This window comes from Streptomyces griseochromogenes (assembly GCF_001542625.1).
GTDB lineage: Bacteria > Actinomycetota > Actinomycetes > Streptomycetales > Streptomycetaceae > Streptomyces > Streptomyces griseochromogenes.
The window spans coordinates 17,671-35,895 of sequence record NZ_CP016279.1; the positions used below are offsets into that span (position 1 = coordinate 17,671).

Sequence of the window (18,225 nt, forward strand, 5' to 3'; positions counted from 1 at the left end):
CAGAGACATCACGGATACGAGAGTCATCACGGACATCGGCGACAGGTGACCGGTCCGGCCACGGGCCCGGTCCCCTTCGACGCCCGGCCGCTTCGGCCCGTGCCGATTTGCCGACACGGCACGGGACGAGATCACCTGCCCCGTCCGGTACCGGTCCCCACGAGGGGAGGGACCGGTGCCGGGCGGGCCGGTGACCCTACGCCCCGGTCCCCTGGGAGACCCACCCCGCCGCGCGCGCCGCCGCGGCCGCGCGCCGCTCGGCCTCGTCGGCGGCGGCGTTCAAGGACGCGTCCCTGCCCCGCGCCGTCGCTGTCGCGGCGGCCGCCGCGGCCTGGGAGGCGGCCAGAGCGGCCCGCAGGGCCGAGACGGAGGCGGTGACGGCGCCGGTGTCGGCGGTCGTGGTGCCGGTTTCGGCTTCGGCGTCCCGGGCCGCGGCCACCTGGGCGGCCAGAGCGGCCGCCGCGGCGGCGTTGCGGGCACAGCGGGCGTCCGCCGCGGGATCGGGCTCGTTCGAGGCCAGCGCGGCGATGGACCCGGCCGACAGGCGCAGCGCGCCCGCGGCCCTGCCGACGGGACTCGTCGGCACGAGCTGGGCGTCGCCCTGGGCGACGCCGGCATGCCGGCAGGCGGCGGCGGCACGCTCGTAGGCTCGGCGCGCACGCTCGGCGTGGATCTTTCGCAGCGCCGCCGAAGCCGCCGCCGGCGTCGCGCTCGCTGACACTGCCTCTTCGAGTCCGCTCATCTTCGGTCTCCCTGCGGGGGTGTCCGGGGCCGGGCGCGGGCAGGGTGTCACGCCGGCCGTGAAGAGGCCAGGGCCACCCGCTGGAAAACTGACGGATCGTCAGTTATGGTCTGCTCCCCGGCAGTTCCCGAAGGGGTGAGTGCATGGTGAAGCATCCCGAATGCCCGCAACCGACCGGTGTGCCCCGCTGGGTCGCGATGTTCTACCATCCGGCACAGGCCTCCTGGCGGGTGGGCGCGGAGTCCCCCGACCGGGCCCCCGTGCTGTACGCCGTGGGAGACATGGCCCAGACGGTACGGGCGCGCGGCGACGAGGTGACGGTCGCTCTGTGGGGCCCGCGGGACGGCGCCTGGCAGCGGTTCGACACCGCGGCCGGCCGGCCGGCCGCCCCCGCCCCCTCCCGGCGGTCGTCCCCGCGGCGCCCCGAGGAGCCGGCCAGACTCGCGGAACGGATGTCGGACCGCCGGCACCAGGTGCTCATGGCCGGTCTGGGCAAGGCGGGTCTGTACGACCTCTCACCCGAGGACGAGGACGCGGTGCGCGCCCTGGTCGAACGGCTCGACGAGCCCATGGTCCGCCGCGTCGCCCACTGGCTCTCGACCGCCGGCGGCCGAGAGCCGGGGTCGCCGGCGGACCGCTGACGGCCCCGTCCGGTTCGGCGCTCGGTCCGCCGGGCAGTCACGTCCTGGAAGTCATCGACGACTGGAGGGCGTATGAAGGTCTCGGTCGACCGCGCCGCGTGCTACGGCTCCGCCGAGTGCGCGCACCGGGCCCCGTCCGTGTTCGGGTTCGAGGACGGGTACGGGCTCGTCCGGTCCGGCCAGGAGGGGGCCGGAGACGATCCACAGGTGCGGGAAGCGGCCGAGAAGTGCCCCTCACAGGCCATCGTTCTCACCCGGTGAGCCCGGTTCCCGGCGGGACGGGCCCGCTCACCACCTCTCCAGGCAGGTGGTGAAGAGCAGCTCGGTACGGTCGCCGGGCAGCACGACGTCGCAGACGTCCACGACCCGGCCGTAGGTGTCGTACGACGTCTTGCGGAGCAGGATCACCGCCGACCGCTCCGGCAGCCCCAGTGCCCGTGCCTCCCGCGTGGTGGGCGCCCGCGCGCTGAACCGTTCCTCGATGCGGTCGATCTCCACCCCCACCGTGGAGAGCTGGTGGTGGGTGCCGCCGGGCCAGGGCTCGTGGGAGGCGTCCAGCAGATCGGGGTTGGCCGCCACCATGGCGTACAGGAGATACGAGGTCACGAGGCTGAAGGGGGCCGCCTCCGCGGCGTGCCGTGTCCGGTAGCTGCGCTCCAGGAGCACCGTGCCCACCGGCACACCGAAGGCCTCGGCCAGCGTGGTGGGTGCTTCGACCGTGCGGTACCGGGCGGAGAAGACGAGGTCGGTCGCCGCCAGGCCGGTGTCGTGCTCCGTGGCACCGGTCTCGGCCCGTGTGACCGAGGGCTCGAGGGCCCGGCTCTTCTCCCACTGGTGGCGCCGGCTGTCGCGCACCACCCGGGTGCGGGGACGCCGTAGGAATGTGTCGCGCCCGTGCCGCCCGTCGTCCGCGATCTGCTCGTAGGCCTTGGGCACCTGTCCAGGCTACGACTGGTCGATCCGGGCCGGCGAGTCGGAACGGAGGTGGCCGGCGCGGGTCCCCCCAACAGCGCGAGACCCCCGGCCGAACCCGGCCGGGGGTCTTTCCGTGTCGACTGGTGCGTACGCAAGTCGCCGTGTCGAAACGTCCGCGGTCCTGCGTGCTGCCGCGTGCTCAGCAGTCGAGGGGGGCTGTGGACTGGTGGTGCGTGGCGTCCGTCTCGGCCGGTGTCTCGGCGAGGGGGCGGTGCCGGCAACTGGGGGACTTTCCGTGGGCCTCGGCCCGGATCCGCTGCTTCATCGTGGGGGGCAGAAGGGCTCTGGCATGGGACCAGGTCCTGTGGTTCGTCGCCGGGAAGGCCGCGGCCGTGCGGTGCTCGATGCTCTTGCCCGTGGTCTCGGGCCGGGCGGCGGCGGCCGCGTCGGTCGTGGCGATGAGTCCGAGCGCCGTGAACAGCGCGACGAAGGCGGTGACGATGGCGGTCCACAGCTTCATGACCTTGTTCTGGGTCATGGCCCCTCACTTTCGGGTCGGGCGATTTGCGTACTTTGTTCATGATGTGTATGGGGGTCGCGAAGTGGTGGACCGACGCCCGCGGCGCGTCGATGTTCAGATCAACACCACTCGGATGGGCGCAAGAAGGTCGGAAAAGCACCAAAGCCAGGTGAGCGTGAGCGAAGAGGGAGCAAAGTCACGGTCCGTGGAGGTGTGATCACCCTCCGATCGGAACGGCTCCGACCTGGTCTATCGCGCTGTCGGAGGCCGGAGTTGGGGCCCGACGCAGGTCACCGATCGATATCGGTCGGTGTGTATAGTCGGGCGCCAGAGGTCCCCTACGTCAAGGAAAGACGAGGTCGCGCGGTGAAGAAGCTGCTCCTGGTCGCACTGGCCGCCATCGGCGGGCTCCTCGTGTACCGCCAGATCCAGGCGGATCGCGCCGAGCAGGACCTGTGGACGGAGGCGACTGACTCCGTGCCCACGGGTTCGTGAGTACCGATCCAGAATCTGATTCAGACCCCGACCGCCCAAGCGGTCGGGGTTTTGTGTTCCCCGGACGGCCCCACGGGTCCGTGGCCCCGCGTCGTGTTGCCGGCTTCGGGCGGGTGGTGTACACGCTCCGCGCTGTACCGGTGACATGAGGACGGACGGGACGGGAGTTTCGGACGGCCGTACGGATTCCACGGATGGCTCAGGGGCGCTCGGGGAAGGATGGGCCAAGGCCGGGAGCGCAGCGACAGGGGGCGGCACGTGCGGGGGCGAGGGCGTACGACGTGGTGGTGGCGGATCCGGCGGCCGGCGGACGCCGCGGTCCGGGTCGCGGCCGTGGCCGCCGTGGTGTGCGCCGCCGCAGTCCTGCCGGGCGGGACGGCGGCCGGCATCCAGGACGGGACGTACGACTTCGCGCCGGACGCCCGGCCGGTCACGGGTGCCGCGAGCACCACCGGCGCCGCACGCCTGGAACCCGGCCGTACCTACCGCAGCTCCCTCCCGAGGAACGGCAAGCTCTACTACCGCCTGGACCTCGCCGCCACGACCACGGCGTACGTCCCCGTCACCGCCGTACCCCCGGCCCACGCCACCGTCACCTCCACCGACGGCATCCGCGTCTCGGTCCAGGACGCGCACGGCGGCTCCTGCCCCTACGCCTCCGCACGCTTCGGCGCCGCACTCAGCCCCCGTCCCCTCACCGCCGTCGCGCAGCGCGAGACGGACGGAACGCTGTGCCAGGGGAAGGGGACGTACTACGTCCTGGTGGAACGCCTCGACTCCGGGGGCACCGCCGACTCGGGCGCGGCACAGCCCTGGGACCTGGAGATCGCGCCCGTCACGGAACCGCCCCTGGCCAAGGCCGGGCCCACCACCGCGCCCGGGACCCGGGACTCCGCCTCGCCCGAGCCCCTCGCCGGAGAACCCCGCCGCCGGCCCGGCGGCGCCGGCTTCGCCACGGCCCGCCCGCTGGGCCAAGGGGTCTGGCGGACCGACCTCACCCCCGGCCAGACCGTTTTCTACAAGGTGCCGGTCGACTGGGGCCGCGAGCCGCAGGCCGTCGCCGAACTCGGCGCCGTCGCCCAGGGCCACGGATATGTCGGCGGCGCCCTGAACCTGTCGCTCTACAACCCCGTCCGCGGACTCGTCGACGACGCCTCCCCCGGCTACACCGGCACCCAGAAGTCCGCCGCCCTCGCCCCGCCGCCGCCCGTGGAGTACGCCAACCGGTACGCGGTGCTGGGCGGGCAGCGAGCGGTCCGCTTCGCCGGCGACTACTACCTGGTGGTGCATCTCAGCGAGCGGATGACCCAGACGTTCGGGACCGGGCCGTTCGCGGTGACGCTACGGGTGCGGATCGCCGGGCAGGCGCACGGTGGGCCCGCATACGCCGGGCGGCCCGTGCCGGACGACGTCTTCACGGTCACGGAGCAGGACCGGGCGGCGGCGGTCATCGGGAGCGGCGGGAGCGGCGGGAGCGGCGCGGGCGGTGGCTCCGCGATGGTGGCCCTGGCGGTCGGCGGGATCGGCACCGGGACCGCGCTGCTGCTCGTGCTCGGCGTGTGGACGGTGGCGGGCCGGCGGGCTCAGACGCGGGTCAGCGCCCAGAAGCCCACGGCGTAACAGGCCAGCGCCAGCAGCAGGATCGGGATCGCCGCCTTCGCCGGCGGGCCGGGACGGCGGCTCGCACGACGGGCCCGGCGGCCGTGGGCGGGGCCCGGCCCGGCGGGCCGCGCCGCAGGGCGAACCCGGGGATCCTGAGCCGTGTACGAAGCGGTGGAGGCCTCGGCGCGCGGCAGTGCCTGCGGCACCGGGAGCGGCGGGGCCGCCGGGGCGGGGTGCCAGGCGGCGTACGGCCGCGGATCCGTGGGGGCGTGCGGGGAGAAGACGGCAGGCCCGGTGGCGGGTGTGGGCGGCTGTTCGGCGGGGTGCGCGCCGTGCGGCGCCTGCAGCCCTGCCTCGTGCGCGGAGGCGGGGGTGTACGGCTGCGGGGGCAGAAGGTGAAAGCTCCCGGTGTCCGACATGTCCGGCATGTTCGGCGTGGAGGAAGACGGGTCCGCCGGGGCGGAGGGCGTGGAGTGACGCGCCCCGTCGCCGCCCAGCCGGGGATCGGGGGGTACGGCGGCGGAGGCGGGCTCCGCCGTGTTCCCGGTGCCGCCGGTGCCGGGTTCGCGGGTGCCCGGGGCCGATGGTCCCTCCCGCACTCCGGAAGCGCGCTCAAGGGGACCTTCGGGCCCGAACCCGGGCGGCAGCGGCCCGAGTTGGTCGAAGACCTCGATCAGTTCGTCGTCGGGTCCGGGCTCCGGAAGGAGTTCCGCGGCCGAGGCGAGTGCCTTGCGTGCTCCCGTGGCCGTACGGAACCGGGCCGCCGGATCGGGCTGGAGCAGGGTGGCGACCACTTGCCACAGCGGCTCGGGAACGCCCTTGGGCGGACCGGGTGTTCCGTGCTCCGCGAAGTACTGCACGAGGGCCTTGGCGTCCGGCTTGGCGCCCTCCAGCAGATACAGGGCGACCAGCCCCACGGCGAACAGGTCGGCGGGGAAGTCCGGTTCTGACCCCAGCATCTGCTCGGGTGCCAGATAACCGGGCGTGCCCACCACGAGGTTGGTCTCCGTCAGGCGGGGCTCACCGAACCGCATGGCGATGCCGAAGTCGGACAGCCTGAGCCGCGGCCGCCCGGTGCCGGTGGCTTCGAGCAGCACGTTGGCGGGCTTGATGTCCCGGTGTACGACGCCCTCCGCGTGGACCGCGGCAAGCCCCGACAGGAGCTGGTCGAGCAGGGTGCACACGAACGCCGGCGGCAGCGGCCCGTAGTCGCCGACGAGGTGCACCAGCGAGCCGCCCCCGACCAGGTCCATGGTGAACAGGACCTGGTCATCGTCGGCGGCCCAGCTGGCCGGAGCGAGGACATGGGGGTGATCGATGCGCAGGGCCTGCTCCCGTACGAAGCGCAACAGCGAGTGCGCGTCGCGCTGCTGGAGCACCTTGGCGGCCACATAGCGCCGCCGACGGTGGTCCCAGGCGCGCCATACGGCGCCCACGCCGCCACGCCCGATCGGGTCGGCCAGCTCGTACCGGCCGGCGAAGACCTCACCCATGGCAGTCCGCCGCTCCTCCCCCTAGCCCCTCGTTTCCCGCTGTTCCCCCTGTTCCCCCTGTTCCCCCTTCCCCTTGTTCCCTCTCTTCCCCTGATTCCCCCGCTTCCCCTGGCTTCCCCTGGATGAGTGATACGACCCCGCCCGCCCGCCTCGAACGGGCGGTTCCCCCTCGGCCCGGCCCCCGGACCCCTTCGCGGAACCGGGCCCCGGGGTCAGTTCTGGTGGGACTGGTAGTGCGCGACCGCGTCGGAGGTGCGGCCGGCGCCGTAGACCCGGAGGAACTCTGCCAGCTCGGGGTGGGTCGGGGCGAGAGTGTCGGCAGCGTCGATGATGTCGCCGGCGGCGGCCACCGAGCGCAGCAGCGACTGGATCTCGCGCACCACGCGCTTGACCGTCGGCGCCCCAGAACTGCTCGTCGTCTGCGTGGTGTTGCTGAGCACGGATCCCCCCTGTGACTTCTTGATCTCGTCCATGCGGTCGGTGGCCTCGGCCGCGCTGACGCTGCCGTCCGCGACCTGCGCCGCCAGCTCCTGAAGCAGCTGCACCCGCTGGACCACGGCGGGATTGCCGATCTTGGCTCGCTGGCCGCTCATCAGCTGCGACAGCATCGGAGCGGACAGGCCCAGGACCGCCGCGAGACGGGCCTGGTTGAGCCCGAGATCTTCGATGAGCTTACGGAAGAGCGCCCCCAGCGGCTCCCCGTACCAGTTCCGCTGCAGCTCCCGCGCTCTCGCGGTGGCTTCCTGCTGTGCGGCGTCCATTGCGTCTCCCCATCGCTTCCCCTAAATACCGCGGTTCGCTGTAGCGAACCATGTCGAGCATCTTACGGAGAGTGGTCATCCACGGGGACCCCCAATCTTTTTGCGGGATACGGGGGGTGACCCGGTACTCTGGTCTGCGGCACGAGCCGGAGTACGCGCTACTCACGGCTGCCGCTTCCCTCACGGGGCCTTAGCTCAGTTGGTAGAGCGCCGTCTTTGCATGGCGGATGTCAGGGGTTCGACTCCCCTAGGCTCCACTCTGTGAGACCCCTCTGACCTGCGGAAACGCGGTTGGAGGGGTCTTTTTGCGCCGGTTTTCCGTGTTGGTGTGTCAGCACGGTGGTGCTGACACACGTGTGCGGAGGCCCGTGTTCGTGGGGTTTCGGGGCAGCGCATCTCCCCTGTGGATCCCCTGGTAACGCGGCGTTCGCCGGTGCTCGCGGCCGAGTGCGGCGCCACGATGGACGGTCTCTTGGGGCAGCCGGCCTTCCGGGAGCCGGCCGAGGAGGAGCGTGAGAGTGCGCCCGGGATGCCGTACATCGAGACCGGCCACCAGCGCGGCGGCATTCCTGTGCTGTCGCCATGCGTCCTGGCCGCCGACCGGCTTGCGTGTGCACCGGGCGGGAAACACCTCGTCGCGCTGCCGTGGCCGGCGCGGATCCATGACTGCTGGGACCGTGGAATCGCCCTGGAGCGGGCCCGGCGGGTATCGGTCAGGACATGGAGTCGCGCCAGCCGACGACGGGCCGTTGCACACAGTCGGTGCCTCCTACGCGTGCTGCAGCTCGTCGGCCGCCCGCCAGGTCTGGTCGGCGAAGCGCGCGGCTTGAGGGTGGGCACCGTGCGAGGGGTGGGCGAGATAGGCAGGCACGGTGGGTGCGCCGGTCAGCGGGACAAGGCGGACGCCGGGGTGCATGTAGCGGCGGGCGGCGGAGACCGGAGCAGTGCCCACACCGAGGCCGACGGCCACCTTTTCCAGCCATTCGTCGAAGTTGCGGCATTCGGCGCCGACCACTGGCCGGCTGCCGTCGGGCCACATGTCGGGGAAGGTGGTGCCGCTGACGGTGTTGACGACCAGCGGCAGGCCGGCGAGTTCGGCCCAGTCGAGTTCGGTGCGTTCGGCCAGCTGCCAGCTCGCGGGGACAGCCGCGATACGGGACTCCTCGAAGAGGAGGACGCCGCGCAGTCCCTTCGGCAGGGGCGCGCTGCGCAGCAGGGCCAGATGTGCCTCGCCGGTGTCGAGTCCGGCCTGGGGGGTGTCGCAGCGGATGAATTCGACTCCGACTCCGGTCTCCTCGCCGAACCGGGCGGCGAGTCGCGACAATCCCTCGGGCAGTCCCCAGCTGAACCCGATGCGCAGTTTCTCCCCTTTCTGTAAATCCCCCAGCGTCGAGTCGAGCTGGCGCAACAGCGGGGTGACGGCCTCCCGCAGGATCTTGCCTTTGTCGGTCAGCTCCGTTCTGCGTGTGCTGCGTTCGAAAAGCCTCACGCCCAGGGACTCCTCGAGAGTCCTGATGTTGCGGGTCAGGGTCGGCTGGGTGAGATGCAGGCGGCGGCCGGCAGCCGTGAAGCCTCCTTCCTCGGCCACGGCCAGAAAGCAGCGCAGGTGACGGAGATCGATGTTCATTCGTCGAGTGTATAGGTGGTTCAGCGAAATAATTTCTCCACCCCCTGCCCAGTGTCTAGTGTTCTGGGTATAGCCGAGCGGACGGAGTGCCCGGGAAGCATGGGCCGATAGCCGACGCCGCTGGTGTGCAGTCATGTGTTACGGGGGTAACGTGCAGGGAGCGTTGGTGCGCGCCGTCAATCGGCATAGCGCAGGAATCGGCCAAGGGGAAGGTCAAGGGACCCGTGGTCGGCCGGGCTGCCACAGAGGTGCCCGTGCCTCAATCTGCTTTCTTCACGGCTGCTGAGGACCCTTCGTAGACCAGTTGTCGACCGCGTCGCCCATCGGTGGCGTGGGGTGTGGCACGGGTGATCCGATGTAATGCGATGTGTTGGCCTTGTGTCGATTTTATGTCGATGGCCGCCATCCTCTCGAAAGTTATCTCCTCAACTATTGTCGCCGACGGCTTTCCGGCCTGTCCATCAATTCCGTCCCGCGCCGCGGCAGGCCGTCGCGGGGTGATTCTGGTCGGGCTTTCCGGAAATTCCCGTTCTGCTGCCGTAGATCACTGAGAAGGATTTTTGCTGTGCCTGTAATCAATACGAGCAACGGTCCCCTTGAACATGTCGTCATCGACGGAGACCCGGACCTGGCACCTCTGGTCTTCCTGCACGGCGGACTTGGCTGTCTCGCGGCCTGGGGGCGCTTTCCCGCCCGGCTGGCCGCCGCCACCGGGCGCCGCGCACTGGTCTATTCCCGCCACGGCAACGGCGGCAGCGGTCCCGACCCGCTGCCCCGTACCCCGCGCTACATGCACGAGCACGCCCAGGACGTGCTGCCCGAACTGCTGGCTGCGCTGGGCATGCACCGCCCCGTCCTGGTCGGCCACAGCGACGGCGCCTCCATCGCCCTGCTGTATGCCTCGGCGCACCCCGTCGAAGCGGTCGTCGGGATGGGCCCGCACATGTACTTCGAGGACGAGAACCGCATCGGCATCGAGAATGCCCGCGCCTCCTACGACGCGGGCCCGCTCGCCAAGAAGATGGCCATGGTGCACGACGACCCCCGGGGGGTCTTCGACCGCTGGAGCGGCGTCTGGCTCTCGCCCGCCTTCCGCAGCTGGTCCATCGAGAACGACCTCGACGTCACCGCGCCGGTGCTGGTGATCCAGGGCGACGCGGACGAGTACGGCTCCATGGCCCAGGTCGACGCCGTCGAGCGCGCGGTCAGCGGCCCGTTCGGGCGCCTGGTCCCCGAGGGGTGCGACCACTACCCCTATCTGGTGTGCCCGGATCTGGTCACCGACACCGTCTGCGCCTTTCTCGCCGAGCAGACCGGGCACGCCCGGTCCGTGGAGGCCGCCCGATGACCGCGCAGGCCCCCGTCCGCCTCGACGCCCTGCTGGCCCGCTCCGCGCAGGCGCACCCCGACCGGACCGCCCTGGAGGGGGCCGGTGAGAGCTGGACGTACGCCCGACTCGACCGCGCCGTCGACGCGTTGGCGGACAGGCTGACCGCCGCCGGCGTCGCCCCGGGCGACCGGGTCGGCGTCTATGCCCCCAAGACCCCGGCCACCGTCATCGCCCTGTACGCGGTGCTGCGGGCCGGCGCGGTGACCGCGCCTCTCGACGTGGCCGACCCGCCGGAACGTACTGCCCGCATGATCCGCAACGCGGGGCTGTCCCTGCTGCTGACCTGTGACCGCTCCCTGGCCGGGGCCCACCGCGCCGCCACCCGCGCCCGCGACGGTGCGCCGGCCGATGAGGGCCCCCTGGAGCACGGCCTGCACTGGGTGCGGATCCTCGCCGCCGAGGAACGGCCCGTGCCGCTGCCCGCGCCCACCGACTCCGGCGGCTACATCCTCTTCACCTCCGGCAGCACCGGCTGGCCCAAGGGCGTTCTGCTCTCGCACGAGAACGTCGCGCACTACGCGCTGTGGGCCGCCGGCGAGTTCGGCCTCACTCCGCAGGACCGGATCGGCTCGCAGGCCGCCCTCACCTTCGACCTGACCACCTTCGACCTGTTCAGCGCCGCCGCAGCAGGGGCCTGCACGGTCCTCATGCCGGACGTGCTGCGGGCCTTCCCGCGCGATGTCGTCGGATGGCTGACCGAGCAGCGCATCACCGCCTTCATGGCCGTGCCGTCCCTCTACCACAACATGCTCCAGCAGGGCGGCATCGCCGACGCCCCGCCGCCGGCCCTGCGTATCGCGGCCTTCGGCGGAGAGGCGTTCGCCCCCGAACTGCTGGAACGGTATCTGGGGCTGCTGGACGGGGTGCCCTTCTACAACCTGTACGGGCCCACCGAGACGAACGCCTGCACCTACTACCGGGTGCCGGCCGACTGGACCGCCGACCAGGAGCTGCCCATCGGCCGCGGTATCGGCGGCGTCCACATCGAAGTGCTCGACGGGGACGGCCGGCGCACCGACGGCGAAGGCGAGATCCACATCGCCGGACCCGTCGTCTTCCAGGGCTATCTGCGCGGCGGCGCACTCGACGACCCCACCGTCACGGTCACCTGCCGTGACGGCGTGGCCCGCCGCGCCTACGCCAGCGGCGACCTCGGCCGGATCACGTCCGACGGCCGGGTCTTCCTGCGGGGCCGGCGCGACAACCAGGTCAAGCGGCGGGGCCACCGTATCGACCTGATGGACGTGGAGAACGCCGTCCTGGAGCTGCCGCAGGTGGCCACCGCCGCGGTCGTCGCCAAGGACGGCCCGTACTCCGGCCAGATCTGGGCCTACGCACAGACCGACGCCACCGAGCGGGAGGTCCTGGCCGCCCTGCGCGACGTGCTGCCCAAGCGGATGCTTCCCGACCGGGTCGTTCCGCTCACCACCCTGCCCACCACCACCAGCGGGAAGGTCGACCGCCGCGCCCTGAGCGACACCGACGACCGCACCGCCGGCCCCGCACTTCCGAAGGAGATCACCGTATGAACAGCGTCGAAGAACTCTGCACCCTCATCGGCAGCCGTATCACCTGGGGACGCGGCGAGGACGCCGGCTCCCTCGACGCCGACACCCCGCTGCTCGAGATGGGCCTCGTCGACTCGCTGGCGATCATGGAGATCGTCGCGGCGCTCCACAAGGAAGCCGGTGTCGCCCTGCCCGACACCGAGATCGTCGCCGCCAACTTCCGCAGCCCCAGGGCTCTTTGGGACGCCATCGAGAACCTCTCCGGCGAGGGCCGCAAATGAGCCTGGCGGCCACTGCGGCGCTGCGCACCGGCGCACCGGAGACCGAACAGCTCGTCGACACCTACCGTGACCTCGCCGCACCGGTGGTCGAGCGGATCGCGGACAAGGACTTCACCGCCCAGTGGCAGGCCATGGCCGACCTCGGTGTGCTCCGGCTCGCCTCGCCGGACGCCACGGCACCCGGCCCGGTCACCCGCTCACTCGCCATGATCGAGGGCATCGGTCTGGCCGGCGCCGACCCGGGGCTGTGCTACGCGCTGGCCTCGCAGATCTTCGGGATGCAGTTCCCGCTCCGGGACGCCCTCGGCGCCGACGCCTGGCGCGCGGTGGCCGACGTCCAGCAGGGCCGGGTGCTGCTGTGCCACGCGCTGACCGAACGCGGCGGCGGCAGCGACCCGTTCTCCATGCGGACCCGCGCCCGGCGCGACGGAGACGGCTTCGTGCTCGACGGCGCCAAGACGTTCATCACCGCCGCCCCCGTGGCCGACCGGGCGATCGTCTTCGCCCGTACCGCCGAGGGACGCTCGCCGTTCGCACTGTCCGCGTTCCTCTTCCCGCTCGACCTGCCGGGGATCCGCCGCGGCGAGACCTTCACCAAGACCGCACTGCCCACCGTGCCGATGGGGGAGCTCCTCTTCGAGGGCGCCCGGCTGCCGGGGAGCGCGCTGCTCGGCGAGGAGGGCTCCGGACTTGCGGTGATGGCCTCCACCACCGCCTGGGAACGCTCCGTCATCCTCGGTTACGCCCTCGGCCCGATGCAGCGCCTCGTGACCCGTACCGTCGACTGGGCCGCGGACCGCGACCACTTCGGCCGCCGTATGGGAGCGAGTCACCAGGTCGCGGCCCGGGTCAGCGACATGGCCCTGGCGCTGCACCGCTCCCGCGTCCAGCTCTACGCGATGGCCGCCCGGCTCGACGCCGGCACGCCCGCCCGGCAGCTGGCCGCCGAAGCGGCCCTCACCAAGATCTCCGTCTCCGAGGACTACGTACGGATGACCGAGCACGCCACCGCGCTGTCCGGCGTCCGTGCCTTCCTCCCCGACTCCGAACTCGCCGCCGACCTGGCCGGCCCCATGGCGGCCCTCACCTACGCCGGTCCGAACGACCTGCTGCGTGTGGGTGTCGCACGGCAACTCGGCCTGCCCGTCGAGAACTGACCGGTCGAGACCCGACCGGCCGCCCACCGACTCCAAGGACTTCGATGACGCTGCCGACCCAACTCGACGACCTCCTCAAACTCGCGGCGGAGACGGGCGACCGGCTCGCCCCGCTCGCCGCCGACACCGACGCCGGACGCGACAACGGCCACGAGACCTACCGCATCCTGCGCGAGTCCGGTCTGCTCGCCCTGCTCGTCCCCCAGGAAGCGGGCGGTGCCGGCCTGGGCTTCGGCGACTACTGGCGGGTACTGGCCGAACTCGGCGCGCACAACGGCGCCGCCGCCCTCGGCTTCAACATGCACCACGTCGTCATCGGCGCGCTCGCCGATGCCGCCGGCACCCGGTTGCCCCCGGCCGCCGAGACGTTCCGCGCCTGGATGCTGGACGAGGTCGTGAACGGGCGCAAGCTGTTCGCCTCCGCCACCTCCGAGGCGGGCCGCGGCGCCAAACTCCGCGGGATGCAGACCCGTTACCGGCTCTCCGACGACGGCACGCACTACATCCTGAGCGGCAAGAAGTCCTTCGTGTCGCTGGCCGGCGCCGCCGACTACTACGTCGTCGCGGCCGCCGCCGAGAGCGGCGCCGAGGACACCGGCGAGGCCTCGCACTTCGTCGTCGCCGCCGACGACCCCGGCGTGAGCTTCGGCACCGTGCAGCACATGTCGGCGATGTACGGCACCAGCACCGCCCCGATGACGCTGGACGAGGTCCGGGTGCCCCGCTCCCGCCTCTACCTCGGCGTCGAGGGCATGTCCCTGTTCAAGGTCGTGCGCGAACCGCACTGGATGGTCGCCGGGTACACCGGCGCCTACCTCGGCATCGCCGAGGCCCTCTTCAGGCACACCGTCGACCATGTCACCGCCTCCCCCGCCCGCGCCGACTCGCCTGTGGTGCAGCAGGAGCTGGGCCGGATGTCCGCCCGGCTGCGAGCCGCCCGCGCCCTGGTGCACGAGGCCGGTGACCTCGTCACCGCCGAGCGCGGCAGCCTGGAGGCCAACGCCATGGTGCACGCCGCCAAGTACGTCGTCGGCGAGGCCGGACCGCAGCTCGCCCAGGACGCGCTGAGGCTGTGCGGCTCCGCCGCCGTCAGCCGCAGCCACCCGCTGGAGCGGCTGATCCGCGAGGCCCAGTTCGCCCATGTGATGCCCGCCAAGCCGCAGGAGTGCCTGGAATACCTGGGCAAGGCCGCGGTCGGCGTCAACCTCTATGACGCCAGGGCGTTCGCATGGTGACCCCCGTCCAGGACGAACTCGTGGCGACCCGCGACGCCTTCCGGGCCCTGATGGGCTCCCACCCCAGCGGCGTCGCCGTCATCGCCACCGCCGATGCGCAGGGCACGCCGTACGGTTTCACCTGCACCGCCCTGTGCTCGCTCTCCCTCGACCCGCCGCAGCTGCTGGTGTGCGCGGGCAACAACGGGAGCACCCTCCCGGTCCTGGCCGCCCGCGGGGCCTTCACCGTCAACCTCCTGCACAGTGCCGGGCAGCGCGCCGCCGAGGCGTTCGCCGGGCCGGCCGCCGAACGGTTCGGCACCGTCTCCTGGCAGCCCGCGCCCACCACCGGCCTTCCGGTGCTGACCGAGGACGCGCACGCCACCGCCGAGTGCCGGGTCACCCGGCTCATCCCGGCCGCCGATCACACCATCGTGATCGGCGAGGTGCTGCACACCCGGACCCACGCCCCGGCCGGCGAAGAGCCGCCTCTGCTGTACGGCATGCGCCGCTACGCCACCTGGCCGGCCTGACCGGGCCGCGCCCCGCCGGCCGGCCCCACCCGTGGTCGCGCCCCACCACCACACGCCCCCACCACCTGTGAGGAATCCGCATGTACCGCACCCTGATGAAGTCGAAGATCCACCGCGCCACCGTCACCCAGGCCGAGCTGCACTACGTCGGCTCGGTGACCGTCGACTCCGACCTCATGAAGGCCGCCGACCTGATGGCCGGCGAGAAGGTCGACATCGTCGACATCGACAACGGGGCCCGGCTGTCCACCTACGTCATCGAAGGCCCGGCCGGCTCCGGCGTCATCGGCATCAACGGCGCCGCGGCCCGCCTCATCAGCCCCGGCGACCTCGTCATCCTCATCGCCTACGCCTCCATGACGGACGCCGAGGCCGCCTCCTTCGTCCCCAACGTCGTCTTCGTCGACGAACACAACGCCGTTTCGGGCCTGGGCGGCGACCCGGCCGAGGCACCCGAGGGCTCGGGCCTTCAGCGTGGCGACCTCGTCGCCGGCTGAGCGCCCGGACACGCCATTTCAGGGAGATGCCATGACGATCTCCGTGGTCAGCGGCGGCACCCGCGGCATCGGACGGACACTGAGCCTCAGGCTCGCCGCCCTCGGCCACCAGGTGATCGCCCTCTACCGCGGTGACGACCGGGCCGCACAGGAGACCGCGAAGGCCGGCGACGGCCGGATCGAGACGCTGCGCTGCGACCTCGCCCGGCCCGAGGAGATCCGGGCGGTCTGCGACGAGATCACCGGCGCGTACGGCGCACCGTCCGTGCTGGTCAACAACGCCGGAGTGAACCGCGACCGGCCGTTCCTGTCGATGACCGCCGAGGACTGGGACACCGTGCTCGCCACCAACCTCTCCGGTCCCTTCCACCTCACCCGAGCCCTTGCACCCGCGATGGCGGAGGCGGGCGGCGGCAGCATCGTCAACGTCGCCTCCACCACGGCGATCCGGCCCCGTGCGAACGGCGCCAACTACTGCGCGAGCAAGGCGGGCCTGCTCCAGCTCACCAAGTGCCTGGCCCTCGAACTCGCTCCGCACATCAGGGTGAACGCCCTGCTGCCCGGATTCACCGACACCGAAGAGGTCACCGAGCGCTACCGCCTCGATGACCCGCAGCGGCTGGCCGCCGTCCTGGACACCATCCCCGGCGGCCGGCTCGGCACGGCCGAGGACATGGCCGATGCCCTCGAATTCCTGGTGACCGCGCGCAGCGGCTATGTCACGGGACAACAACTCATCGTCGATGGCGGCCACTTCATGGGATGACCCCCCACCACCGGTCCGCCCACGCCCACCGGTGCGCCCCGACGGATTCCCTCACCTCTCAGGAGAAGAAGCGCATGCGACTGACCCAGCAACAGGCCGACCAGTACCACCAGCAGGGGTTCCTCATGCTCGAATCCCTCCTCGACCCGCAGGAGGTGGAGAGTCTTCGCGCCGCCTTCGAGCGCGACGGGAAGGTCCCCGGCCCACAGGTGGTGACCGAGGACGGCGGCACGGAGGTACGCGCGGTCTACTCCTCACACCAGCGCCAGCCCGAGTTCGCCGGTCTGATCCGCGACCCGCGCATCCTGGAGCCTGTCCAGCAGCTGCTCACCGAGGACGTCTACCTCTACCAGTTCAAGATCAACGCCAAGCCGGCGTTCGGCGGCGACAAGTGGGCCTGGCACCAGGACTTCCTCGCCTGGCGGCTCGCCGACAACCTGCCCGCTCCGCGCCAGGTCAACATCGGCGTCTTCCTCGACGATGTCACCGAGTTCAACGGCCCGGTCATCTTCCTGCCGGGCTCGCACCAGGGCGGACTCGTCCACGAGGGCCGCTCGGCCGCCGCCAGGTCCGAGCAGCACCTCGACCCCGACGACATCTCACTGTCGCCGCAGCACCTCGCCGAACACGTCGACCGGCACGGCATGACCAGCCCCAAGGGCCCGGCCGGCTCCGTCGTGCTGTTCTCCCCGGAGATCGTGCACGGTTCGTCCCCCAACATGTCGCCGTTCGCCCGCCGGCTGCTGATCGCCACCTACAACGACACCGCCAACCTGCCGCGGCCCACGGGCGAACCCCGCCCGGACTACGTGGTGTGCCGCGACACCGAGCCGCTGCGCCCGCTGGCGGCCCCGTTCTCCCAGACCCTGAGCACGGTGACGGCATGACCGAGCGCACCGGACGCGCCGTCGTCCTGGAGGAGTTCGCCGAGCCACTGCGACTGCGGGAGTTCCCGCTGCCCGCGGCCCCCGACGGGGGCATGGTCGTCGCCTGCGGATACGGCGGCGTCTGCGGCACGGACCTGCATCTGCAACAGGGCCACCTGGACATCCCCGTCCCGCTCGTGCTCGGCCACGAAGGGCTCGGTGTCATAGAGGAGCTGGGCGCCGGAACCCACCAGGACGCCGCCGGGACCCCGCTCGCGGTCGGCGACACGGTGATGTGGGCCTCCTCCATCGCCTGCGGCGTCTGCCCGCCCTGCCGGCTGCACCGCGAACCGACCCTGTGCGAGCGGCGCCGCACCTACGGCGTCAACCGCGCCCTCACCGACGGCCCGGAACTCTCGGGGGCCTGGGCCGACCACATCGTGCTGCAACCCGGCACCACCGTGATCAAGGTTCCCGACGGCACCGACCCGCTCGCCGCCATGTCACTGGCCTGCGCCGGGCCCACCGTGGCACACGCGTTGTACGAGAGGCGGCCGGTGCGGTTGGGCGAGACCGTCGTCGTGCAGGGCAGCGGCCCGGTCGGGCTGGCAGCGGCCGCGTTCGCGCAGCTGGCCGGTGCCGCCAAGGTCGTCGTCGTCGGCGGCCCGGCCGGCCGGCTGGACCGGGCCGCCGCGGCCGGCATCGGTGACGTCCACCTGAACATCGCCGACGCCGCCGACCCCACCGAGGTCCTGCGCGAGGTACGGGCCGCCACCGGAGGGGACGGCGCCGACCTGGTGATCGAGTGCGCCGGAGTGCCGGCCGCCGTCGGACAGGGCCTCACCCTGGCCCGCCGGGGCGGCAGCTACCTGATCATCGGCCAGTACACGGATGCCGGGGACACCCTGATCAACCCGCACCAGATCGTCCACCGGCAGCTCGACGTCATCGGCTCCTGGGCCTTCACAGGCGCCCACCTCGTCGAATACGTCCGCCTGTTGCCGGCCCTCACCAGCCGGTTCGACCTGGCGAGCCTGGTGACGCCGTTCCCGCTGGAGCAGCACGCCGACGCGCTCACCGCGGTCGCCGACGGGTCGGTGATGAAGGCGGTGCTCACGTCCTGACACCTCGTCTCCTGATGCTCACCTCCTGACGCACCGACCCCCGCGGTGCGCCGGTGACGGTGAAGGCAGCGGCCCGACAGCAGCCTTCCGGCG

20 protein-coding genes and 1 tRNA gene are annotated in these 18,225 nt (G+C 71.9%); 15 read left to right on the forward strand and 6 right to left on the reverse strand.

Annotation, left to right across the window (positions count from 1 at the left end; genetic code table 11):
* Nucleotides 1-196 precede the first annotated feature (196 nt).
* Nucleotides 197-742 (reverse strand): hypothetical protein, encoded by a 546-nt coding sequence (locus tag AVL59_RS51145; RefSeq protein ID WP_067299156.1) that lies wholly within the window; start codon nt 740-742, stop codon nt 197-199.
* A gap of 143 nt (nt 743-885) precedes the next feature.
* On the opposite strand from AVL59_RS51145, the gene AVL59_RS53820 reads away from it, so the two are divergent.
* Together AVL59_RS53820 and AVL59_RS00065 are read left to right on the forward strand one after the other, a co-directional pair.
* Nucleotides 886-1,383 (forward strand): hypothetical protein, encoded by a 498-nt coding sequence (locus AVL59_RS53820; protein WP_067299157.1) that lies wholly within the window; start codon nt 886-888, stop codon nt 1,381-1,383.
* Between the two features lie 72 nt (nt 1,384-1,455).
* Entirely contained in the window at nt 1,456-1,644 is a 189-nt protein-coding gene (locus AVL59_RS00065) for a ferredoxin (protein WP_067299158.1), read from the forward strand.
* A gap of 27 nt (nt 1,645-1,671) precedes the next feature.
* On the opposite strand, the gene AVL59_RS00070 is transcribed toward AVL59_RS00065, so the two are convergent.
* Both AVL59_RS00070 and AVL59_RS00075 read right to left on the reverse strand, forming a co-directional pair.
* Nucleotides 1,672-2,319: a UTRA domain-containing protein gene (locus AVL59_RS00070; RefSeq protein WP_067299159.1), complete on the reverse strand. Its 648-nt coding sequence runs from the start codon at nt 2,317-2,319 to the stop codon at nt 1,672-1,674.
* Nucleotides 2,320-2,497: 178 nt separating this feature from the next.
* The gene (locus AVL59_RS00075) at nt 2,498-2,836 is read right to left on the reverse strand and encodes a DUF6344 domain-containing protein (protein ID WP_067299160.1); all 339 of its coding nucleotides are present in this window, start codon (nt 2,834-2,836) and stop codon (nt 2,498-2,500) included.
* Between the two features lie 348 nt (nt 2,837-3,184).
* On the opposite strand from AVL59_RS00075, the gene AVL59_RS53430 reads away from it, so the two are divergent.
* The gene (locus AVL59_RS53430; protein ID WP_003999697.1) at nt 3,185-3,313 is read left to right on the forward strand and encodes a DLW-39 family protein; all 129 of its coding nucleotides are present in this window, start codon (nt 3,185-3,187) and stop codon (nt 3,311-3,313) included.
* A 219-nt stretch (nt 3,314-3,532) separates the two neighbouring features.
* Nucleotides 3,533-4,933, forward strand: coding sequence for a hypothetical protein (locus tag AVL59_RS00080; protein ID WP_245383423.1), 1,401 nt, complete (start codon nt 3,533-3,535; stop codon nt 4,931-4,933).
* Here AVL59_RS00080 and AVL59_RS00085 read toward each other — a convergent pair.
* Together AVL59_RS00085 and AVL59_RS00090 are read right to left on the reverse strand one after the other, a co-directional pair.
* Nucleotides 4,897-6,408: a serine/threonine-protein kinase gene (locus tag AVL59_RS00085; protein WP_067299161.1), complete on the reverse strand. Its 1,512-nt coding sequence runs from the start codon at nt 6,406-6,408 to the stop codon at nt 4,897-4,899. The two genes, AVL59_RS00080 and AVL59_RS00085, sit on opposite strands and share 37 nt — an antisense overlap.
* Before the next feature lie 212 nt (nt 6,409-6,620).
* Complete coding sequence (locus AVL59_RS00090; RefSeq protein ID WP_067299162.1) at nt 6,621-7,169, reverse strand: helix-turn-helix domain-containing protein; 549 nt, start codon at nt 7,167-7,169, stop codon at nt 6,621-6,623.
* Between the two features lie 184 nt (nt 7,170-7,353).
* Here AVL59_RS00090 and AVL59_RS00095 point away from each other — a divergent pair.
* A tRNA-Ala gene (locus tag AVL59_RS00095) sits at nt 7,354-7,426 on the forward strand.
* Nucleotides 7,427-7,938: 512 nt separating this feature from the next.
* On the opposite strand, the gene AVL59_RS00100 is transcribed toward AVL59_RS00095, so the two are convergent.
* Complete coding sequence (locus AVL59_RS00100; RefSeq protein ID WP_067299163.1) at nt 7,939-8,796, reverse strand: LysR family transcriptional regulator; 858 nt, start codon at nt 8,794-8,796, stop codon at nt 7,939-7,941.
* A 565-nt stretch (nt 8,797-9,361) separates the two neighbouring features.
* On the opposite strand from AVL59_RS00100, the gene AVL59_RS00105 reads away from it, so the two are divergent.
* The 10 genes from AVL59_RS00105 (at nt 9,362) to AVL59_RS00150 (ending at nt 18,132) form a co-directional block, all read left to right on the forward strand.
* Nucleotides 9,362-10,144, forward strand: a complete 783-nt coding sequence (locus AVL59_RS00105; RefSeq protein ID WP_067299164.1) for an alpha/beta fold hydrolase — start codon at nt 9,362-9,364, stop codon at nt 10,142-10,144.
* Nucleotides 10,141-11,715, forward strand: a complete 1,575-nt coding sequence (locus AVL59_RS00110; protein WP_067299165.1) for an amino acid adenylation domain-containing protein — start codon at nt 10,141-10,143, stop codon at nt 11,713-11,715. Before AVL59_RS00105 ends, AVL59_RS00110 begins: the two co-directional genes overlap by 4 nt.
* The gene (locus tag AVL59_RS00115) at nt 11,712-11,975 is read left to right on the forward strand and encodes an acyl carrier protein (RefSeq protein WP_067299166.1); all 264 of its coding nucleotides are present in this window, start codon (nt 11,712-11,714) and stop codon (nt 11,973-11,975) included. Before AVL59_RS00110 ends, AVL59_RS00115 begins: the two co-directional genes overlap by 4 nt.
* Nucleotides 11,972-13,132, forward strand: coding sequence for an acyl-CoA dehydrogenase family protein (locus tag AVL59_RS00120; protein WP_067299167.1), 1,161 nt, complete (start codon nt 11,972-11,974; stop codon nt 13,130-13,132). Before AVL59_RS00115 ends, AVL59_RS00120 begins: the two co-directional genes overlap by 4 nt.
* A gap of 44 nt (nt 13,133-13,176) precedes the next feature.
* Nucleotides 13,177-14,367, forward strand: coding sequence for an acyl-CoA dehydrogenase family protein (locus AVL59_RS00125; protein WP_067299168.1), 1,191 nt, complete (start codon nt 13,177-13,179; stop codon nt 14,365-14,367).
* Nucleotides 14,361-14,879, forward strand: a complete 519-nt coding sequence (locus AVL59_RS00130; protein ID WP_067299169.1) for a flavin reductase family protein — start codon at nt 14,361-14,363, stop codon at nt 14,877-14,879. The genes AVL59_RS00125 and AVL59_RS00130 overlap by 7 nt, the downstream gene beginning before the upstream one ends.
* Before the next feature lie 80 nt (nt 14,880-14,959).
* A complete protein-coding gene (gene panD, locus AVL59_RS00135; protein ID WP_067299170.1) occupies nt 14,960-15,376 on the forward strand; it encodes an aspartate 1-decarboxylase in 417 nt (138 codons plus the stop codon).
* A 31-nt stretch (nt 15,377-15,407) separates the two neighbouring features.
* Nucleotides 15,408-16,142, forward strand: a complete 735-nt coding sequence (locus tag AVL59_RS00140) for an SDR family NAD(P)-dependent oxidoreductase (protein WP_067299171.1) — start codon at nt 15,408-15,410, stop codon at nt 16,140-16,142.
* Nucleotides 16,143-16,216: 74 nt separating this feature from the next.
* The gene (locus AVL59_RS00145) at nt 16,217-17,029 is read left to right on the forward strand and encodes a phytanoyl-CoA dioxygenase family protein (RefSeq protein ID WP_067299172.1); all 813 of its coding nucleotides are present in this window, start codon (nt 16,217-16,219) and stop codon (nt 17,027-17,029) included.
* Nucleotides 17,026-18,132, forward strand: coding sequence for a zinc-binding dehydrogenase (locus AVL59_RS00150; RefSeq protein WP_067299173.1), 1,107 nt, complete (start codon nt 17,026-17,028; stop codon nt 18,130-18,132). The genes AVL59_RS00145 and AVL59_RS00150 overlap by 4 nt, the downstream gene beginning before the upstream one ends.
* Nucleotides 18,133-18,225 lie beyond the last annotated feature (93 nt).

Excerpts from the sequence above, each read along its gene's own strand:
- AVL59_RS00120 (WP_067299167.1), top strand. The coding sequence starts at position 11,972 with ATGAGCCTGGCGGCCACTGCGGCGCTGCGCACCGGCGCACCGGAGACC.
- AVL59_RS00140 (WP_067299171.1), top strand. The coding sequence starts at position 15,408 with ATGACGATCTCCGTGGTCAGCGGCGGCACCCGCGGCATCGGACGGACA.
- AVL59_RS00085 (WP_067299161.1), bottom strand. The coding sequence starts at position 6,408 with ATGGGTGAGGTCTTCGCCGGCCGGTACGAGCTGGCCGACCCGATCGGG.
- AVL59_RS00090 (WP_067299162.1), bottom strand. The coding sequence starts at position 7,169 with ATGGACGCCGCACAGCAGGAAGCCACCGCGAGAGCGCGGGAGCTGCAG.
- AVL59_RS00150 (WP_067299173.1), top strand. The coding sequence starts at position 17,026 with ATGACCGAGCGCACCGGACGCGCCGTCGTCCTGGAGGAGTTCGCCGAG.
- AVL59_RS00100 (WP_067299163.1), bottom strand. The coding sequence starts at position 8,796 with ATGAACATCGATCTCCGTCACCTGCGCTGCTTTCTGGCCGTGGCCGAG.
- AVL59_RS00110 (WP_067299165.1), top strand. The coding sequence starts at position 10,141 with ATGACCGCGCAGGCCCCCGTCCGCCTCGACGCCCTGCTGGCCCGCTCC.
- AVL59_RS00075 (WP_067299160.1), bottom strand. The coding sequence starts at position 2,836 with ATGACCCAGAACAAGGTCATGAAGCTGTGGACCGCCATCGTCACCGCC.
- AVL59_RS00145 (WP_067299172.1), top strand. The coding sequence starts at position 16,217 with ATGCGACTGACCCAGCAACAGGCCGACCAGTACCACCAGCAGGGGTTC.
- panD (WP_067299170.1), top strand. The coding sequence starts at position 14,960 with ATGTACCGCACCCTGATGAAGTCGAAGATCCACCGCGCCACCGTCACC.
- AVL59_RS00125 (WP_067299168.1), top strand. The coding sequence starts at position 13,177 with ATGACGCTGCCGACCCAACTCGACGACCTCCTCAAACTCGCGGCGGAG.
- AVL59_RS00115 (WP_067299166.1), top strand. The coding sequence starts at position 11,712 with ATGAACAGCGTCGAAGAACTCTGCACCCTCATCGGCAGCCGTATCACC.
- AVL59_RS00080 (WP_245383423.1), top strand. The coding sequence starts at position 3,533 with ATGGGCCAAGGCCGGGAGCGCAGCGACAGGGGGCGGCACGTGCGGGGG.
- AVL59_RS51145 (WP_067299156.1), bottom strand. The coding sequence starts at position 742 with ATGAGCGGACTCGAAGAGGCAGTGTCAGCGAGCGCGACGCCGGCGGCG.
- AVL59_RS00130 (WP_067299169.1), top strand. The coding sequence starts at position 14,361 with ATGGTGACCCCCGTCCAGGACGAACTCGTGGCGACCCGCGACGCCTTC.
- AVL59_RS00065 (WP_067299158.1), top strand. The coding sequence starts at position 1,456 with ATGAAGGTCTCGGTCGACCGCGCCGCGTGCTACGGCTCCGCCGAGTGC.
- AVL59_RS53820 (WP_067299157.1), top strand. The coding sequence starts at position 886 with ATGGTGAAGCATCCCGAATGCCCGCAACCGACCGGTGTGCCCCGCTGG.